Here is a 17,206-nt window from a genome sequence, read left to right on the forward strand (position 1 = left end):
TCGCCGTGCGAACCACCCCAAGCGGAGGTACGGATGGACGCACGTGCACGACCGCCGGCGCGCTGCTCGACGCGGCGGCACGTGACGTCGCGCTGGCCGACCGACACCACGTTCGGCCGGATCGTCCCGGTCGAAGTCCGTGCGGCGAAGGGCGGCGGCCCTGGCGAGCGGAACGGCACACCCACGTCCTCGACGCCGAGACAGGAGCCTCACTGCGATGACAACCGAGAACCACGTGCGTGTCGTGGCCGCCGGTGACCACTTCGTCCTGCCCTCGCTGATCACCCAGGCGGTGCGGCGCGAGGTGGAACGGGCCGAGGTGAGGGAGCTGCGGCTCGGCTGGCCGCTGGAGCCGTTCGGTCCGGTCGCCGAGGTGCAGGAGGCCTGTGACGCCGAGGAGGCGGTGATCGAGGCGCTGGCCGGGGCGCAGATCCTGGTCACGCAGATGGGGCCGGTCACCGAGAGGGTGCTGGCGGCCTGCCCGGACCTGCGGCTGGTGGTGGTCTGCCGGGGCGGACCGGTCAACGTCAACCTGGACGCGGCCAGGGCCCGTGGCGTGCGGGTGTGCTACGCGCCCGGGCGCAACGCCGCCGCCACTGCCGAGTTCACGATCGGCATGATGCTGGCCGCCCTGCGCCGCATCCCCCAGGCCCACGACCCGCTGGTCCGGCGGGCCAGTTGGGAGGGGGCCGCGTACTACACGTACGAGCGCAGCGGGCTGGAGCTGGAGGACCTGGCGGTGGGCCTCGTCGGGTACGGGGCCGTGGGCAGCCGGGTGGCGCGGGTGCTGTGCGCGTTCGGGGCGCGGGTGATGGTCCACGACCCGTATGTGCACGGTGAGATCCACGGGCTGCGGGTGACCTCCCTCGACGAGCTCCTGCGCCGCTCCCGGGTGATCACCCTGCACGCCCGGCTCACCCCGGAGACCCGCGGTGTGATCGGCGCCCGGGAACTGGCGCTGCTGCCTCGGGGCGCGGTGGTGGTGAACGTGGCCCGCGGACCACTGCTGGACGAGGGCGCGCTGTGCGACGCGCTGGCGGGCGGGCAGGTCTCGGCGGCCGCTGTCGACACCTACGAACGGGAACCGCTGCCGGCCGGTTCGCGGCTGCTGGGCTTCCCCGAACGCGTCGTGCTCACCCCCCACCTGGGGGGCGCCTCGCGGGCGGTCGCGGAGAAGGCGGCACGGATCGCCGCCGGGGAGGTGGGCCGCTGGGTGCGCGGCGAGCCCCTCGCGCACGGCCTGACCTGAGGACCGGGAGGAGAGCCGGATGTACGTCGGTATCGATGTGGGCACGTCCGTGGTCAAGGCGGCGGCCTTCGACACCGGGGGCCGCCAACTGGCCGTGGAGTCCCGGCCGGTGGGGATGTCGCTGCGGGGCGGGGTCGTCGAGCAGGACATGGAGGAGGTGTACGCGGCGGTCCTGGAGGTGCTCGGCGCCCTGACCGCCGTCGGCCGGCCCGTGGAGCTGGCCGGGCTCACCGGGCAGGGCGACGGGGTGTGGCTGGTGGACGGCGAGGGCCGGCCGGTGCGCCCCGCGGCGTCCTGGATGGACGGGCGGGCAAACGAACTTCTCGCCCGGTGGCTGGCGGACGGGACGTTCGAGGCGGTGTTCCGGCGGACCGGCAGCGCGATGTTCCCCGGGTGCCCGGGCCCGCTGCTGGCCTGGCTGGAACGGCACGAGCCCGAGTCCCTGGACGCCGCACGGGCCGCGCTGTACTGCAAGGACGTCGTGTTCCAGCGGCTGACCGGGTCCGGCCCGACGACGGACGTGTCGGACGCGTCGATGCCGTTCCTCGACCCGCGCACCCGGGCGTACGACGACGAGGTCGTGGAGCTGCTGGGTCTGGGCCGTCGCCGGTCGCTGCTCGCCCCGGTCAGCGACCCGGTCGCCACGGCCGGGGCGCGGGGCGAGGGGCTGCCGGCCGGGACCCCGGTCGCCGACGGCCCGTACGACCTGCCGGCCTGTGCGCTCGGCGCCGGGGTGACGGAGCCGGGCGACGGCCTGCTGATCGTCGGTACCTGCCTGGCCGGTCTGGTCGCCACGAGCGAGCTGGACCTGACCGGTGAACCGGCGGGCCTGTACATCTCCACCGACCGGCCCGGGTACTGGCTGCGGGCGATGCCCGCGATGGTCGGCACGGCGGCGCTGGACTGGGTGCTGTCGACGACGGGCGTGCGGCACGAGGAGGTCGACGGGCTGCTGGCCGGGACCCCGCCGGGCGCCCGGGGGGTGCGCGTGCTGCCCTACTTCGCGCCGTCCGGGGAACGGGCGCCCTTCGTCGAACCCCGGCTGCGCGCCGAACTGACGGGTGTCTCCCTGGAGTCGACCCGGGGTGATCTGATCCGTGCCACGTGCGAGGGCATCGGGTACGCCGCCCGGCACTGCCTGGAGGCGGCGGGCCTGACCGGAAGCCTGGCCGTCTGCGGCGGCGGTACCCGAAGCCCCGCCTGGATGCGGCTGCTGGCCGATGTGCTGGGCCGGCCCCTGCGGGTCGTCGAGGGCGAGGTCGGCGCCCGGGGGGCGGTGCTGGCGGCGGCGGGGCGGTACGGGGTGCCGCTGGACGCGCGGGCGTGGACGCGGCCCACCGCGGTGGTCGAGCCGGACCCGGACCGGGCGGCCCGCTACGCGCAGGGCTATGCGGAGCACCTGGACCGGCTGGCACAGGCCCGTGACCGGGCCCGCCGGTGAACCCGTCTTCTGCGCAGGGGAGTTCGTGCAGCCCGGACGGAGATCCCTCCTGCCGCCAGTGCACACGTCGGCGGCCTCTCAGCCACGCGGTGCCGACGGGCGCCGACCGGATGAACCCGGACCTGGCGCCGGACGATTTCGGGGACGCGTGCACGGAGTTCGCGCTGTACTACCGCATGGGGGTCGACGCGGTCGCGACCGACTTCCCGGACCTGGCGGTGACGGCGAGGAGGGGCTGATGTTCTTCAAGGACAAGCACTGCCCGACCTGTGGTGGCAGCGGTACTCAGGTGTTCGCACCTCTCAAGCCCGAGGAGAGGAAGGCCATCGGGACGCACCGCACGGACTTGTGGCGCTGCACCGCGCCGGGCTGCCGGTGGTACCAGCCCTGGGACCACCAGGCGGCCGGGGGCCGGCTCCCGGAGGAACTGCAGAACCCGGAAGCCGGCGCCTCGGCGTGAACCTCACAGGTTGGAGAAGTCCGGGCCCTTGGTGCGGGTGCGCTTGATCTCGTAGAAGCCGGGGACCGAGGCCACGGCGAGGGTGCCGTCCCAGAGGCGGGCGGCCTCCTCGCCCTTGGGGGCCGGGGTGACGACCGGGCCGAAGAAGGCGATCTGCTCGCCGTCGGCGCCGGGCACCGCGATGACGGGCGTGCCCACGTCCTGGCCGACCTTGTCGATGCCCTCCTTGTGGGAGGCGCGCAGCTCGGCGTCGTACGGGGTGGAGTCCCAGTGCTCCATGAGGGAGTCGGGCAGGCCCACGTCCTTCAGGGCGGCGGCGACGGTCTCCTTGCCGTGGCCCTCGCCCTGGTTGTGGATGCGGGTGCCCAGCGCGGTGTAGAGGTCGCCGAGCACCTCGGCGCCGTGCTCCTGCTGCGCGGCGATGGCGACCCGGACGGGGCCCCAGCCCGTCTCCAGCAGTTCGCGGTACTTCTCGGGCAGTTCGTCGAGCTTGTTCTCGTTGAGCACGGAGAGGCTCATGACGTGCCAGCGGACCTTGATGTCCCGAACCTTCTCCACCTCCAGCACCCAACGGGAGGTCATCCACGCCCAGGGGCAGAGCGGGTCGAACCAGAAGTCGACGGGTGTCTTGTCCGACATGTCTCTCCTCAGCAGGAAACCGTTTCTCCGGGAACGCCGCTGCGCGCCCACCTCATTCCCGGCTGCCCGGCGTCAGGGGCACGTGGCAGGATCGGTGCTGTTCAGCCGTACCCCACGACACCTGAGGAGTGCCGCCCGTGCCCGGTGAGAATCTGTCCCGCGACGAGGCCCGCGAGCGGGCCGCCCTGCTGAGCGTCGACGGGTACGAGGTGTCCCTCGACCTGCGGTCCGCGGTCGGCGAGGTCTCGGGAGACGGGCCCCGCACCTTCCGTTCCGTGACCACGATCCGCTTCCGCTGCAACGAGCCCGGGGCGAGCAGCTTCGCCGACCTGATCGCGCCCAGTGTGACGGCCGTCTCACTCAACGGCCGTGATCTGGACCCGGGGGAGGTCTTCGACGGCTGCCGGATCGCCCTGGAGGACCTGGCCGCGGACAACGAGCTGGTGGTCGACGCGCAGTGTGCGTACTCCCGCACCGGCGAGGGCCTGCACCGCTTCGTCGACCCGCAGGACGGCGAGGTGTACCTGTACACGCAGTACGAGCCGGCGGACTCACGCCGGGTCTTCGCCAACTTCGAGCAGCCCGACCTGAAGGCCCCCTACCGCTTCGAGGTGCGCGCCCCCGAGGGCTGGACGGTGTGGAGCAACGGCGCCGGTGAACAGACCGACGGGGTGTGGCGGTTCGCCGAGACCAAGCCGATCTCGACGTACATCACCTGCGTGGTGGCCGGGCCGTACCACTACGTGACGGACTCCTACTCCCGCACGTTCGCCGACGGCACGACCCTGGAGATCCCGCTCGGCGCCCTGTGCCGCAAGGGCCTCGCGCCGCACTTCGACGCCGACGACGTCTTCCTGGTCACCAAGCAGGGCCTGGACTTCTTCCACGACCACTTCGACTACCCGTACCCGTTCGGCAAGTACGACCAGGCGTTCGTGCCGGAGTACAACCTCGGCGCGATGGAGAACCCGGGGCTGGTGACGTTCCGGGAGGAGTTCATCTTCCGCGGGAAGGTGACGCAGGCGTCCTACGAGGGCCGCGCCAACGTCGTGCTGCACGAGATGGCGCACATGTGGTTCGGCGACCTGGTCACCATGCAGTGGTGGGACGACCTGTGGCTGAAGGAGTCCTTCGCGGACTTCATGGGCGCGTACTCGCTGGTCGGGGCGACCCGCTTCCAGGACGGCTGGATCACCTTCGCCAACCGGCGCAAGGCGTGGGCGTACCGCGCCGACCAGCTGCCCTCCACGCACCCCATCACCGCGGACATCCGCGACCTGCAGGACGCCAAGCTGAACTTCGACGGCATCACGTACGCCAAGGGCGCGTCCGTGCTGAAGCAGCTCGTGGCGTACGTCGGCGAGGAGGCGTTCCTCGAGGGCGCCCGGCGCTACTTCAAACGGCACGCGTACGGCAACACCCGCCTGGGCGACCTGCTGTCGGCGCTGGAGGAGACCAGCGGCCGGGACATGAGCGCCTGGGCGCGGTCCTGGCTGCAGACGGCCGGGGTGAACGCGCTGACGCCGCAGGTGCTGCTGGGCGCGGACGGCCGCGTCGAGGAGCTGGCGGTGCTGCAGGAGGCGGCCGAGTCCCACCCGGAGCTGCGCCCGCACCGCATCGCGGTGGGTCTGTACCGGGTGGCGGACGGCGCGCTGGAGCGCTACGCGCGCGTGGAGAGCGACGTCGAGGGCGCCCGCACGGTCGTGGCGGAGCTGGCCGGGGCCGAGGCGCCGGACCTGGTCCTGGTCAACGACGACGACCTGACGTACTGCAAGACCCGTTTCGACGCGACGTCGTCGGCGACCCTGCGCGAGCACCTGGGCGCGGTCACCGACCCGCTCGCCCGCGCCCTGTGCTGGTCGGCGCTGTGGAACATGACGCGGGACGCGCTGCTGCCCGCGCGGGACTTCGTGGACCTGGTGCTGCGGTTCGCGGGACGCGAGTCGGGGATCGGCGTGCTGCAGATGCTGCACGCCTGGGCCGAGTCGGCGGTCACGCACTACACGGCGCCCGCCCGCCGCGAGACCACGGCCCGGCTGCTGGCCGAGGGCGCGCGGCGCGAGCTGTACGCGGCGCGGGCCGGCAGCGAGCACCAGCTCGCCTGGGCACGGTTCTTCGCCCGGACGGCCACCGCCGAGGCCGACTTCGCGCTGCTGGGCGAACTGCTGTCGGGCACGAGCACGGTCGAGGGCCTGGACGTGGACCAGGAGCTGCGGTGGGCGTTCCTGGAGCCGCTGGCCGCGCACGGGGCCGTGGACGAGGACGCGCTGACGCGGGAGCTGGCCCGGGACGACACGGCGTCCGGCAAGCGGCACCAGGTCCGCTGTCTGGCCGCCCGCCCGTCCGAGGCGGTCAAGGCGCAGGCCTGGGCGCAGGTCGTGGAGTCGGACGCGCTGTCCAACGCCATGGTCGAGGCGACCATCGCGGGCTTCGCGCAGGGCTCCCAGCGCGAGCTGATCGCCCCGTACGCGGAGAAGTACTTCGCCGCGATCGAGCGGGTGTGGGACGAGCGGTCGATCCAGATCGCGATGCACGTGGTGCAGGGCCTGTTCCCGTCGCTGCAGCAGTCGCGCGCGACCCTGGACGCCACGGACGCCTGGCTGGACTCCCACAAGGAGGCCGCCCCGGCGCTGCGCCGGCTGGTGCTGGAGTCCCGGGACGACCTGGCCCGGTCCCTGCGCGGCCAGGCGTGCGACGAGGCCGCTGACCAGTAGCTTTGGCCTGAGATCGGGGTGTTCCGTCTTCGTTACGAGATGAGTGCCCCGCAAGCCGTAACCCCTGGTCCGCACCCGAAGGGACCAGGGGCTTTCGGCAACCGAACATTCGTCCTTTAGTGCGGTGTTGTCCGTATTTGTCGACGGAGCTGTAACAGCGGTTCAAAGCAGGTCCGGGCGCGGGAAATTGCGGGGCATGACGCACAACACCCCGCTCTCCCCCCGCCCCCTGCACGAGCTGTCCGGTCACGGCCGCCCCCGGGTGATGACGGCGGCCCAGCTCCGTTCGCACGGCGTCTCCCAGGCCGAGACCAACGAGCAGTGCCGGCCCGGCGGCCCCTGGCAGCAGCTCCTGCCGGGCGTGTTCCTGCTCCACCCGGGCCCGCCGACCAGCGAGGAGCGGCTGCACGCGGTGCTCATGTACGCGGCACGGGAGCGCGGGACCGGCGTCCCGGCCCAGCCCGGCGCGGCCCAGGCGCACACCGCCGCCTACCCGGAGGTGATGATCACGGGTCTGGCCGCGCTGACCCTGCACGGTTTCGCCTCCACTCCCCCGCTGCCGTCCCTGGACGCCTTCGACGTCCTGGTCCCCCGGATGCGGCGGCTGCGCTCGGCGGGCTGCGCCCGCATCGTCCGCACGCCCGTCCTGCCCGCCCCCGACCGGGTGACGGGCCTGCCGGTGGCTCCCGTCCCGCGCGCCCTGGCCGACGCGGTGGCCGGGCTCGCCGACGCCGAGGTGGTGCGCCGGCTGCTGACGGAGGCGGTGCGCGGGGCGCACTGCGACGCCGCGTCCGTGGTCCGGGAACTGACCGAGGCCCGGCTGCTGAGCCGCCCGCACGTGGTGGACGCGGTGGACTCGCTGCTCGCCGAGGGCCGGGCCCGCGCGGAGGACCGCCTGTACCGCATGGTCACCCAGTACGGCCTGCCCGACCCGGTGTGGAACGTCGACCTGCGACTGCCCGGCGGCCCCTACCTCGGCGGCCTGGACGCGTACTGGCCCGAGCAGGCGGTGGCGGTCGAGCTCGACACCCGCGCGCCCCGCCAGGACGACGACGCCCTGTGGTCGGAGTACGCCCGCAAGCGCGAGCACCTGGAACGCCTCGGCATCACGGTCGTCCACATCACGCCGAGGAAGCTGCGCGACTGCCCCGAGCAGCAGGCGACGGTCGTGCGCACCGCCCTGATGGCCGCGGCCGACCGCGATCCGGCCGCGTACGTCGTGGTGCTGCCCCGGTAGGGAGGGACCGGGCCGGCGCCAGGAGGGGAGAGGAGGGCCACCGGTGCCGCACCGGTGGCCCTCCTCGTGCCGGTGCCGGCAGTCACCGCCCGGGTCCGGTCGAGCGGGGGTCAGCCCTTCTTCAGGACGAGTTCGGTGTTGCGGTCCTTCGGGGCACCGCCGAGGGTCGTGCTCGCACCGGGTGCGTTGAGGGACAGCTCGCGGTACAGGGCGGCGAGTCCGGTCTGGGAGAGGTCGGAGAAGTCCGTGCGGTGCGGGGCGGCGGACTCCACGAGCGTGGTGAACAGGGAGATCGTGCCGTCCTTGTTGTCGGCCAGTTCCACGATCCGGGCGAGCTGCGGGTAGTCGACGTGGGAGGCGGTGGAGATCTCCCAGAAGGAGCGGCCGCCGGGCGCGGAGTGCGGGGTGACGACGTTCTTGTGGACGTGGCCGTTCACCCAGGCCAGCACGTTGCGGTGGCTGCCGAGCAGGGCCAGGACGGCCTGGCCGTCGTGGCGCCGCTCCCCGGGGCGGGCCGGGTCCGGGCGGGTGTTGGTCATCGTCCTGCTCGTGTGGTGGCTGAAGACCACCGCGTAGGAGTCCTTGTTCTCCCGCAGGGTCCGGTCGAGCCACCTCATCTGGGCCGAGCCGATGGAGCCCTCGTAGTGGCCGCCCGGGTCGGTGGTGTCCAGGCTGATGCCGATGACGTCGTCGGAGATGCGGAAGGCGTAGTACTGGGTGCCCGCGTCGAGGTTGGCCGAGGAGTAGCCGTGGCCGGCCGGGCCGGCACCGCGGTAGGCGGGGTCGAGGTGGGCCTCGATGTACTCGGCGGGCGTGAAGGGGGCGCGGCGCTCGTCCGGGGTGACCGGGCGCATGGACCGGGCGTGGGACTTCAGGAAGTCGTGGTAGCGCACGCCCTGCGGGTCCCGGGCCTTCTTGATGAGCGTCCGGAGCTGCTTCGCCTCGGCCGCCGTGACGCTCATCAGCTTCCTGCCGCCGACGGCCAGGTCCGTGAGGTAGGAGTCGCCGTGCGAGGCGTAGCAGCCCATGGGCAGGGAGTCGTGGTTGCCGACGGTGGAGTACCAGGGCAGGTTCAGGCCGGGGCTCTGCACCTCGCGGATCGCGGCCTTCAGGAAGCCGTCCAGGCGGGGGAAGCCGGCCTGCTTGTCGGTGTCGCGGAGGGCGGCGTCCGGCTGCCAGTACTGCTTGAGGCCGCTGTTCTGGACTCCTTCGTAGCGGCGCGGGTCGCCGGTGTTGGGTGTGATGCGCCCGCCGCTCATGACCTTGAGGAACCACTCCAGCTCGGACCTGGCGTTGTTGTCCGTGTTGTCGCCGGTGGTCATGGCGAAGTGCAGCGGGGCACCGGTGACGGGGGCGCCGCGCAGCGCGTTGATCCGCTCCACGAGGGCGATCGCGCCCTGCACGGTGAGCGCCTCGTGCGGTCGCCAGGCGTGCACGTCGGCCGCGCGCAGGTACTCCAGGCGCAGCGGGTGCTGCGCGTCGATGATGTGCAGGTCGGTGAGCTGCACGAACGCCGCGAGGGCGGTGCGCCGCCCGGCGCGCCCGGCCTTGGGCGCGGCCAGTTCGGAGCGCACCACGCGCTGCCAGCCGGGCCCGTCGCCCAGGCGCCGGTAGCCGGAGCCGCCGCGCGGGGTGGCGACGCCGGCCAGGGTCGTGCCCCGGGTGTAGGGGGCCAGGGGTGCGGCGGGTGCCTGCCGGGAGGAGGCGGCCGCGGCGGCCTGTGTGCCCTCCCCGGCCGCGGCGGCCCGGCTCTCCCCGGTCCGCAGGGCGAGGCCGGCGCCCGCGGACAGGGCGACCGCCCCGGTGGCGGCGAGGACGGAACGACGGTGGATGCCCTGGCCGGAGCCGGCGTCTGAGCGTGTGCGCGACATGCGCTTCTCTCCCCGAGTGCGAACGCGTCGGCAGTGGTCGCGGGGTGTTCGTGACGTGAACACCCCGCTCGTACTGGATCGTTGGCACCGGGAATGACCTGAGTGTGAACGCGGCCGCAACGGGCGGCGCCGATCGCCGAACGTGGATCTTGGACCCCCCGGGGCGTCGACGCCCGCTCCGGGAGCGGCCGGGAGACGGTCACCCGGCGTTCATCCGCCGGGGTAACCGGTGTGCGGGGCAGGCCGGTTCAGGCCTCGGGCAGAGATGCCCCGCGCTGTTCCGTCAGGTGCCCGGTCACCGGGCGCTCACGCCACATCCGCAGTGCGATGTCGACCATCGGCACCCGCACGAGACCGGGCACGGCGTCCAGGTCGTGCCAGGCGGCCAGGTCGGTGGAGCCGCCCACCTCGTGACGCAGCTCGCCACCGGTGATCCGGCCCTCGTAGACGCAGCGGACGGCGTGGTGGTCCAGGGAGCGTCCGCCGAAACCCTCGCGGAAGACGCGGCGGGAGGAGTCGACACCGAGCAGGGCGGTGACCTCGATGCGGTAGCCGGTCTCCTCCTCGACCTCGCGCCGCACGGTGTCGTAGGGGTCCTCGCCGTGTTCCATGCCACCGCCGGGCACGACCCACTCGGGTGTGCCGTCCTGGGCGGGCGAGCGGGCGAGCAGGATCCGTCCGTCCCGGACGCATATGGCGTAGGCCGCCACCCTCAACTTCTGTCGCACTCCGGGACGTTAACCGATTTCACCGCCTTCGGGACCGATACCCGCAAAACGCATCGGGGGTTTTCCCCATACATCCATTTCGTTTCGGTCAACCCTCCCCAAAGAACATCCCCTTGCGTAAGGCTGTGCGATCGTCCGGGCTTGCCGTTCCGGACCGTCGCGACCAGGTCCGGTCAGATCCGATCGGCCCCGGACGCTGCCGCTCGTTCCTTTACCTCAAGGGATGCCGATGACCTCCTCCCCCCAGCACGACCCGATACCGGGCCGGAGACGCGTGGCGCGCATCGCCGTGGCCGCCGGCCTCGTCGCCGCGCTGACCGCGGCCGGGCCGATTCCGCTGGCCTTCTCCGCCGACGGTCCGGGCGCCTCGGCCCCGGCCGACGCCGACGTCAAGTCCGCGCACGACAAGCTCGGTTCGAACGACGCGGACCTGCTCGCGGAGGCCAAGGCCGACGGCGACAAGACCGTCACCATGATGATCGCCACCGCGCCCGGGAAGACCGAGCAGGTCGCCGGGCAACTGGACGCGGTCAAGGGCGGCTCGGTGGGCCGGGCCGACGACAAGCTGGGCTACGTCCGCGCCACCGTCCCGACCTCCCGCGCGGACGCGGCCATCGCGGCCGCGGCCAAGCTCTCCTCGGTGCACGGCATCGACCTCCGGGAGGAGATCCCGCTCGACGACCCGACGCCGAGCGGCGACGCCGCCAAGGGCGCCAGGGCCGCGCAGGGGACGTACCCGGCGCCGGGCAGGAAGACCCCGGCCGAGAACCCGTACAACCCGTCCTTCGAGACGGGCGCGGTCGACTTCGTCGAGGACCACCCGAAGGCGGACGGCCGCGGCGTCACCATCGGCATCCTCGACTCCGGCGTCGACCTCGGCCACCCGGCGCTGCAGAAGACGACCACCGGCGAGCGGAAGATCGTCGACTGGGTGACGGCGACCGACCCGATCATCGACAACGACAACACCTGGCGTCCGATGGTCTCGGCCGTGTCCGGCCCGGCCTTCACCTACCAGGGCCAGTCCTGGAAGGCCCCGGCGGGCTCCTACGCCGTGAGCCTGTTCAAGGAGTCGTACACCACCGGCGGCGACGCGGCGGGCGACGCCAACCGCGACGGCGACACCACCGACGTCTGGGGCGTGCTCTACGACGCCGAGACGGGCACGGTCCGGGTCGACCTGAACAACAACAACGACTTCGGCGACGACGTCGCGATGAAGCCGTACAAGGACGGCCACCAGGTCGGCTACTTCGGCACCGACGACCCGAAGACCGACATCGCCGAGCGGCAGCCGTTCGTCGTGGAGATCCGCAAGGACGTCCCGATGGACCCGCTGGGCGGCTCCTGGGTCGGCAAGAAGTCCGACTTCGTCAACATCGGCGTCATCGAGTCCGAGCACGGGACGCACGTCGCCGGCATCACCGCCGCCAACGGCCTGTTCGGCGGGAAGATGGACGGCGCCGCACCCGGCGCCAAGCTGGTCTCCTCGCGCGCCTGCACCTGGTCCGGCGGCTGCACCAACGTGGCCCTGACCGAGGGCATGATCGACCTCGTCACCAAGCGCGGTGTCGACATCGTCAACATGTCCATCGGCGGCCTGCCGGCGCTGAACGACGGCAACAACGCGCGCGCCGAGCTGTACACGCGTCTCATCGACGAGTACGGCGTGCAGCTGGTGATCTCCGCGGGCAACTCGGGCCCCGGCGCCAACACCATCGGCGACCCGGCCCTGGCCGAGAAGGTCATCTCGGTCGGCGCGTCCGTCTCCAGGGAGACCTGGGCGGCCAACTACGGCTCCGTCGTGGAGAAGAAGTACGCGATGATGCCGTTCTCCTCGCGCGGGCCGCGTGAGGACGGCGGCTTCACCCCGACCCTGGTCGCCCCGGGTGCCGCGATCAACACCATCCAGACCTGGATGCCGGGCGCCCCGGTCGCCGAGGCGGGCTACTCCCTGCCGGCCGGCTACGGCATGCTCCAGGGCACCTCGATGGCCTCCCCGCAGGCCGCCGGTGCCTCGGCGCTGCTGATCTCGGCCGCCAAGCAGAAGAAGATCGACCTCACGCCGGCGACCCTGCGCACGGCCCTCACCTCCACCGCCGACCACATCAAGGGTGTGCAGGCGTACGAGGAGGGCGCGGGCCTGATGAACGTCCCGGACGCCTGGGACGCCATCCGCGACGACGCCACCGCCCACGCCTACACGGTCAAGGCGCCGGTCGACACCGCGATCGACCAGTTCCTGAAGACCCCCGGCTTCGGCACGGGCCTGTACGACCGCGAGGGCGGCCTGAAGGCCGGCCAGAAGAAGACCTACGAGGTCACCATCACCCGTACGTCCGGCGCCGACAAGGCGATCCGGCACGAGCTGCACTTCGAGAACAACGCGGGCGGCACGTTCCGCGTCCTCGGCTCCGACGAGGTGAGGCTGCCGCTGAACAAGCCGGTGACCGTCAAGGTCCAGGCCGCGCCGAAGTCCGCGGGCATCAAGAGCGCGATCCTCGAGGTCGACGACCCGCGCACCGAGGGCATCGACAAGCAGGTCCTCAGCACCGTCGTGGTCTCCGCGCCGCTGAAGTACACCTTCTCCGCGCAGGACTCGGTGCAGCGCAACAGCTCGCAGCACTACTTCGTCACCGTTCCCGAGGGCGCCAAGACCCTCGAGGTCGCGATGAGCGGGCTGAAGGACAAGAGCCAGACCCGGTTCATCTCCATCCACCCCTACGGTGTCCCGTCCGACCCGACGTCGACGATCAACTGCTACCCGAACTACTCGAACCCGGCCAACACCTGCCGCCCCGACGTGCGTTCGTACGCCGACCCGCAGCCGGGCGTCTGGGAGATCGAAGTCGAGTCGCGCCGGACGTCGCCGCTCCTGGACAACCCGTACAAGCTGGATGTCGCCGTCCTCGGTGCGGCGTTCGACCCGGAGACCGTGACCGTGCCCGAGGCGAAGGTCGGCACCCCGGCCACCGCCTCCTGGAAGGTGACCAACGGCTTCGCCGCGCTCGACGGCAAGCTGGTCGGCGGCCCGCTCGGCTCGGCGAAGGCGGCCCGTCCGTCGATCAAGCAGGGCGAGACGCAGACCACCACGGTGGAGGTGCCCGCGGGCGCCAAGTCCCTGGACGTGGCCATCGGCCGTGTCTCGGACACCGCCGCCGACCTGGACCTCGCCGTGTACGACGCGGCCGGCAAGCAGGTCGGCAGCTCCGCGGACGGCGACTCGGAGGAGTCGGTCTCCGTGCCGTCCCCGGCCGCCGGTACGTACACGATCGAGGTCGTCGGCTACTCGGTGCCGGCCGGCACCACTGCGTACGACTACCAGGACGTGTTCTTCTCCGCCTCGCTCGGCACCGTCACGGTCGACGGCTCGGCGCCGGTCAAGCTCGGCACGGGCGACTCGGCGACCGTCTCCGGCAGCGTCACCGCCGCGGCGGCCGCTCCCGAGGGCCGCGAGTTCTTCGGTCAGGTCCAGCTGGTCAATGCGCGCGGCACGGTCGCGGGCCTGGGCAGCGTGAAGATCGAGAAGGTTCTGCCGTAACCCTGCGGGATGCGGTGAGGGGCGGGCGTCCCAAGGGCGCCCGCCCCTTCGTCGTCCTCACGGGCAGGGCAGGGTGCGGGCCTCGGGGAGGGCGGCGGTGATCCGGGCCCGGTCCCGGGCGATCTCCTTCTCCCCCGTCGTCCACAGGTCCGGCTCGTCCTGCCCCTGCGGGATGCCGACGAGGACGTGATCGCCCGCCCTCGGCCGCGGCCGCGTGTCGCCACCCCGGGGAACGACGATCCGGCCCTCACCCTTCGCGGGCTTCCAGTACCGCGTCACGTCCAGCGTGACGCGGAGCCGCCCGGTCCCGGGGACCGCCTCGGTCTTCACCACGGTGCCCTCGGCGACGAGCCGGGCGCAGGCCAGGTACCCGGCGCGATCGGTCTCGAAGTCCGTACCGCCCTTCGACTTCCCGGCCGCGCCGTCGGCGGCGGAGCTCGCGCCCTGGTCGTCCTGGGCCCCCGTACCCTCTCCGTGCACCACCAGCCAGCCCATGCCGAGGACGGCGGCCGCCCCGACGGCGGCGACGAGACCCTTCAGGGCGAGGGCCCGGGGTGCGGGCCGACGACGCCGGCGCGGCGCGGGCAGCGCGGCGACGGTGGCGCCCCGGGGATCCGGTGCGGCCGGGGGTTCGGCCAGGGCGGCACCGAGGAGCCCCAGCTGCTCGCGCAGCGCCGCCACGTCGGCGACGGCGGCCCGGTACTCCTCCGCGAAGGCCCCGTCGGTGAGCGCGGCCCGGTCCGGCGGCTCCCCGGCGACCGCGGCCATGAGCGCACCGCCGTCGCTGTAAGGGGCCGTTTCGCCCGGCTCGGGCTCGCCGTGCCGGTTCTCGTCGTGTTCGGCGGGCACGTCACACCACCTCGTCCTCGTGCAGGCGGGCGCGCAGGGCCCGTACCGCCGTGTGCAGCCGGCTCTTGACCGTGCCCTCCGGGACGCCGAGCTGCTCGGCGATGGAGCGCACCGGCAGATCGGCGTAGAAGCGCAGGACGACGACCTGACGCTGGGCGTCGGGCAGCTCGTCCAGGCCCTGGGCGACGGCGACGGACAGCACGCTGGTGTCCTCGCCGGAGGGGTGCTCGAGCTGGCGCAGGGCGGCCAGCCGCTCCCCGAGGCGCTCCTGTCGGCGCTTGGCCCGGTGCCAGTCCATGGCGAGGTTGGAGGCGACGACCGCCGCCCAGGCGGAGACGTCCCGCGGTGCCTCCCGCCCGCTCGCGGCCCGTTCCAGCAGCCGCAGGCGGACCTGCTGCACCCCGTCCGGCAGGTCCGCCTGCGGCACTCCCCCGAGTGCGAGCACCGCCCGCACCCGGCGCTCCTGGGCCGGATCCAGCGGATCGGCACCCTCCGGCAGGCCGGAACCGCCGGGCTCACCGGCGTCGCCCGGCGGGCCGTCCCCGGCGCGCGCCTCCCGCCCGCGTCCGGCCCTTCCGCGCAGCAGCACAAGCCACCCCCCTCACCGTGTCCTCCCTACGACGCCGGACCGGCGCGGAACGTTCACCGGTCCACGCGGTGGATTCCGCCGGTGCGACCGAGGCATACGTCACACTTCCGTGTGGCCGTGACCCGCATGGGCAGGCGAGCTTGCGGCGTACGACCCCTGCCGGATGAATTTCTGCAGCTCAGCGGGGTCGCGACCGCAGGTCCGCAACCATGGGGCGGAACACGTCGTCCCACTCCTCGGGCAGGTGCGGCGAAAGAAGTGGACAGGCGGGCCGTGGTCGGCCGCATGATGGAAAAGCCTCGGCCAAGCAACGAGCACGTGAAGAGACGCAGGAGAGGGAGTCGCCGTGAGGGTCGGAATCGTCGGAGCCACCGGACAGGTGGGCACGGTCATGCGCAGGATCCTCAAGGAGCGGAACTTCCCGGTCACGGAGCTGCGCCTGTTCGCCTCGGCCCGTTCGGCGGGCACCGAGCTGGACGGCGTGACGGTGGAGGACGCGGCCGCCGCCGACTACACCGGCCTGGACATCGTGCTGTTCTCCGCGGGCGGCGCCACGTCCAAGGCGCTGGCCGAAAAGGTCGCCTCGCAGGGCGCGGTCGTGATCGACAACTCCTCGGCCTGGCGCAAGGACCCCGAGGTGCCGCTGGTCGTCTCCGAGGTGAACCCGCACGCGATCGCGAACCGGCCCAAGGGCATCATCGCCAACCCGAACTGCACGACGATGGCCGCCATGCCGGTGCTGCGTCCGCTGCACGAGGAGGCGGGCCTTCAGGCCCTGGTCGTCGCCACCTACCAGGCGGTGTCCGGCTCCGGCCTCGCGGGCGTGGCCGAGCTGCACGGGCAGACGCAGAAGGTCGTCGCCGACGCGGACAAGCTCACGCACGACGGCGAGGCCGTCGACTTCCCGGAGCCCGGTGTCTACAAGCGCCCCATCGCGTTCAACGTGCTGCCGCTGGCCGGCTCGATCGTCGACGACGGCCTGAACGAGACCGACGAGGAGCAGAAGCTCCGCAACGAGTCCCGCAAGATCCTGGAGATCCCCGAGCTGAAGGTCTCCGGCACCTGCGTACGCGTCCCGGTCTTCTCCGGCCACTCGCTGCAGATCAACGCCCGCTTCGCCCGCCCGATCGCCCCCGAGCGCGCCGTGGAGCTGCTGAAGGACGCCCCCGGGGTCGAGCTCTCCGACATCCCGACCCCGCTGCAGGCCGCCGGCAAGGACCCGTCGTACGTCGGCCGCATCCGCCGCGACGAGACGGTGGACCACGGTCTGGCCCTGTTCGTCTCCAACGACAACCTCCGCAAGGGCGCGGCCCTGAACGCGGTCCAGATCGCGGAGCTGGTGGCCCGGGAGCTGAAGGGCTAGCCCCTGCGCACCTCGTAGAGGAAGCAGCCGTACTCGACGGCCCGGACGTGGACGAGCGCCACGGCCGGGTCGTCGAGTGCTTCCGCGAGGGCCTGCTCGAAGGCGTCGGGTCCCCCGGTGACCAGCCGGCCGCCCAGGATGTGCCCCTCGGCGGAGTAGCGGCGCAGGGTGCGGTGGCTGTTGGTGAAGGGTGGGGGCGCGGCCGGGTCCGCCGGGCCGTCGCAGGGTTCGGCGTGGACGAAGACCGGGCCCTGTTCGTCGTAGGCGCCCGGGTTCGCGCCGGTTTCGGCGGCCCAGCGGCGCAGGGGGGCGTAGGAGACCAGCGCGATGCGTTCGCCGGGTTCGCTGCGGCGCAGGCAGCAGCGCAGGGGCGCGCCGCCCTCGGGGTCGGTGAGCGGGGACGCCGGGCGGCCGGCGTCGTCCTGCGTGCGCAGTTCCTCCAGCACGCCCGGGGGGATGGGGAGCACGGTGCGGTTCGTCATACGGTCAGGGTCACGCGCGCGGGGGCGCGAAACCGGCGGAATC

At 72.7% G+C, this 17,206-nt stretch carries 14 protein-coding genes; 8 read left to right on the forward strand and 6 right to left on the reverse strand.

Features of this window, described 5'->3' with window-relative positions:
* The first annotated feature begins 217 nt into the window (after window positions 1-217).
* From Q5694_RS14530 to Q5694_RS14545, 4 genes are all read left to right on the forward strand, one after another.
* Window positions 218-1,249 carry a 2-hydroxyacid dehydrogenase gene (locus Q5694_RS14530; protein WP_333933328.1) on the forward strand — a complete coding sequence of 344 codons (1,032 nt, stop codon included), beginning with the start codon at window positions 218-220 and terminating at the stop codon, window positions 1,247-1,249.
* A 19-nt stretch (window positions 1,250-1,268) separates the two neighbouring features.
* Complete coding sequence (locus Q5694_RS14535) at window positions 1,269-2,690, forward strand: FGGY-family carbohydrate kinase (RefSeq protein ID WP_333933329.1); 1,422 nt, start codon at window positions 1,269-1,271, stop codon at window positions 2,688-2,690.
* Window positions 2,691-2,779: 89 nt separating this feature from the next.
* A complete protein-coding gene (locus Q5694_RS14540) occupies window positions 2,780-2,929 on the forward strand; it encodes a hypothetical protein (RefSeq protein ID WP_443040877.1) in 150 nt (49 codons plus the stop codon).
* A complete protein-coding gene (locus Q5694_RS14545) occupies window positions 2,929-3,150 on the forward strand; it encodes a hypothetical protein (RefSeq protein WP_333933331.1) in 222 nt (73 codons plus the stop codon). The genes Q5694_RS14540 and Q5694_RS14545 overlap by 1 nt, the downstream gene beginning before the upstream one ends.
* Before the next feature lie 3 nt (window positions 3,151-3,153).
* Here Q5694_RS14545 and Q5694_RS14550 read toward each other — a convergent pair whose 3' ends face one another.
* Entirely contained in the window at window positions 3,154-3,789 is a 636-nt protein-coding gene (locus Q5694_RS14550; RefSeq protein ID WP_311686648.1) for a mycothiol-dependent nitroreductase Rv2466c family protein, read from the reverse strand.
* 137 nt (window positions 3,790-3,926) lie between these two features.
* On the opposite strand from Q5694_RS14550, the gene pepN reads away from it, so the two are divergent.
* Window positions 3,927-6,503, forward strand: a complete 2,577-nt coding sequence (pepN, locus tag Q5694_RS14555) for an aminopeptidase N (protein ID WP_333933333.1) — start codon at window positions 3,927-3,929, stop codon at window positions 6,501-6,503.
* A gap of 196 nt (window positions 6,504-6,699) precedes the next feature.
* Window positions 6,700-7,740 (forward strand): hypothetical protein, encoded by a 1,041-nt coding sequence (locus Q5694_RS14560; RefSeq protein ID WP_333933334.1) that lies wholly within the window; start codon window positions 6,700-6,702, stop codon window positions 7,738-7,740.
* A 110-nt stretch (window positions 7,741-7,850) separates the two neighbouring features.
* Here Q5694_RS14560 and Q5694_RS14565 read toward each other — a convergent pair whose 3' ends face one another.
* Together Q5694_RS14565 and Q5694_RS14570 are read right to left on the reverse strand one after the other, a co-directional pair.
* Entirely contained in the window at window positions 7,851-9,611 is a 1,761-nt protein-coding gene (locus Q5694_RS14565) for a TIGR03767 family metallophosphoesterase (RefSeq protein WP_333933335.1), read from the reverse strand.
* 248 nt (window positions 9,612-9,859) lie between these two features.
* The gene (locus tag Q5694_RS14570; RefSeq protein WP_333933336.1) at window positions 9,860-10,339 is read right to left on the reverse strand and encodes an NUDIX hydrolase; all 480 of its coding nucleotides are present in this window, start codon (window positions 10,337-10,339) and stop codon (window positions 9,860-9,862) included.
* Window positions 10,340-10,568: 229 nt separating this feature from the next.
* Here Q5694_RS14570 and Q5694_RS14575 point away from each other — a divergent pair, with 229 nt between their 5' ends.
* Window positions 10,569-13,880, forward strand: a complete 3,312-nt coding sequence (locus tag Q5694_RS14575) for a S8 family serine peptidase (protein WP_333933337.1) — start codon at window positions 10,569-10,571, stop codon at window positions 13,878-13,880.
* Between the two features lie 57 nt (window positions 13,881-13,937).
* On the opposite strand, the gene Q5694_RS14580 is transcribed toward Q5694_RS14575, so the two are convergent.
* The gene (locus Q5694_RS14580; protein ID WP_333933338.1) at window positions 13,938-14,729 is read right to left on the reverse strand and encodes a hypothetical protein; all 792 of its coding nucleotides are present in this window, start codon (window positions 14,727-14,729) and stop codon (window positions 13,938-13,940) included.
* A 1-nt stretch (window position 14,730) separates the two neighbouring features.
* Window positions 14,731-15,315: an RNA polymerase sigma factor gene (locus tag Q5694_RS14585; protein ID WP_443040887.1), complete on the reverse strand. Its 585-nt coding sequence runs from the start codon at window positions 15,313-15,315 to the stop codon at window positions 14,731-14,733.
* A 349-nt stretch (window positions 15,316-15,664) separates the two neighbouring features.
* Here Q5694_RS14585 and Q5694_RS14590 point away from each other — a divergent pair, with 349 nt between their 5' ends.
* Window positions 15,665-16,681 (forward strand): aspartate-semialdehyde dehydrogenase, encoded by a 1,017-nt coding sequence (locus Q5694_RS14590; protein ID WP_333933339.1) that lies wholly within the window; start codon window positions 15,665-15,667, stop codon window positions 16,679-16,681.
* On the opposite strand, the gene Q5694_RS14595 is transcribed toward Q5694_RS14590, so the two are convergent.
* Window positions 16,678-17,163: a DUF1203 domain-containing protein gene (locus Q5694_RS14595; RefSeq protein ID WP_333933340.1), complete on the reverse strand. Its 486-nt coding sequence runs from the start codon at window positions 17,161-17,163 to the stop codon at window positions 16,678-16,680. The genes Q5694_RS14590 and Q5694_RS14595 overlap by 4 nt on opposite strands.
* Window positions 17,164-17,206 lie beyond the last annotated feature (43 nt).

Origin of the sequence: Streptomyces sp. AHA2 (assembly GCF_036857595.1) — a bacterium.
GTDB lineage: Bacteria > Actinomycetota > Actinomycetes > Streptomycetales > Streptomycetaceae > Streptomyces.

Excerpts from the sequence above, each read along its gene's own strand:
- Q5694_RS14535 (WP_333933329.1), top strand. The coding sequence starts at position 1,269 with ATGTACGTCGGTATCGATGTGGGCACGTCCGTGGTCAAGGCGGCGGCC.
- Q5694_RS14575 (WP_333933337.1), top strand. The coding sequence starts at position 10,569 with ATGACCTCCTCCCCCCAGCACGACCCGATACCGGGCCGGAGACGCGTG.
- Q5694_RS14530 (WP_333933328.1), top strand. The coding sequence starts at position 218 with ATGACAACCGAGAACCACGTGCGTGTCGTGGCCGCCGGTGACCACTTC.
- Q5694_RS14545 (WP_333933331.1), top strand. The coding sequence starts at position 2,929 with ATGTTCTTCAAGGACAAGCACTGCCCGACCTGTGGTGGCAGCGGTACT.
- Q5694_RS14565 (WP_333933335.1), bottom strand. The coding sequence starts at position 9,611 with ATGTCGCGCACACGCTCAGACGCCGGCTCCGGCCAGGGCATCCACCGT.
- Q5694_RS14550 (WP_311686648.1), bottom strand. The coding sequence starts at position 3,789 with ATGTCGGACAAGACACCCGTCGACTTCTGGTTCGACCCGCTCTGCCCC.
- Q5694_RS14595 (WP_333933340.1), bottom strand. The coding sequence starts at position 17,163 with ATGACGAACCGCACCGTGCTCCCCATCCCCCCGGGCGTGCTGGAGGAA.
- Q5694_RS14560 (WP_333933334.1), top strand. The coding sequence starts at position 6,700 with ATGACGCACAACACCCCGCTCTCCCCCCGCCCCCTGCACGAGCTGTCC.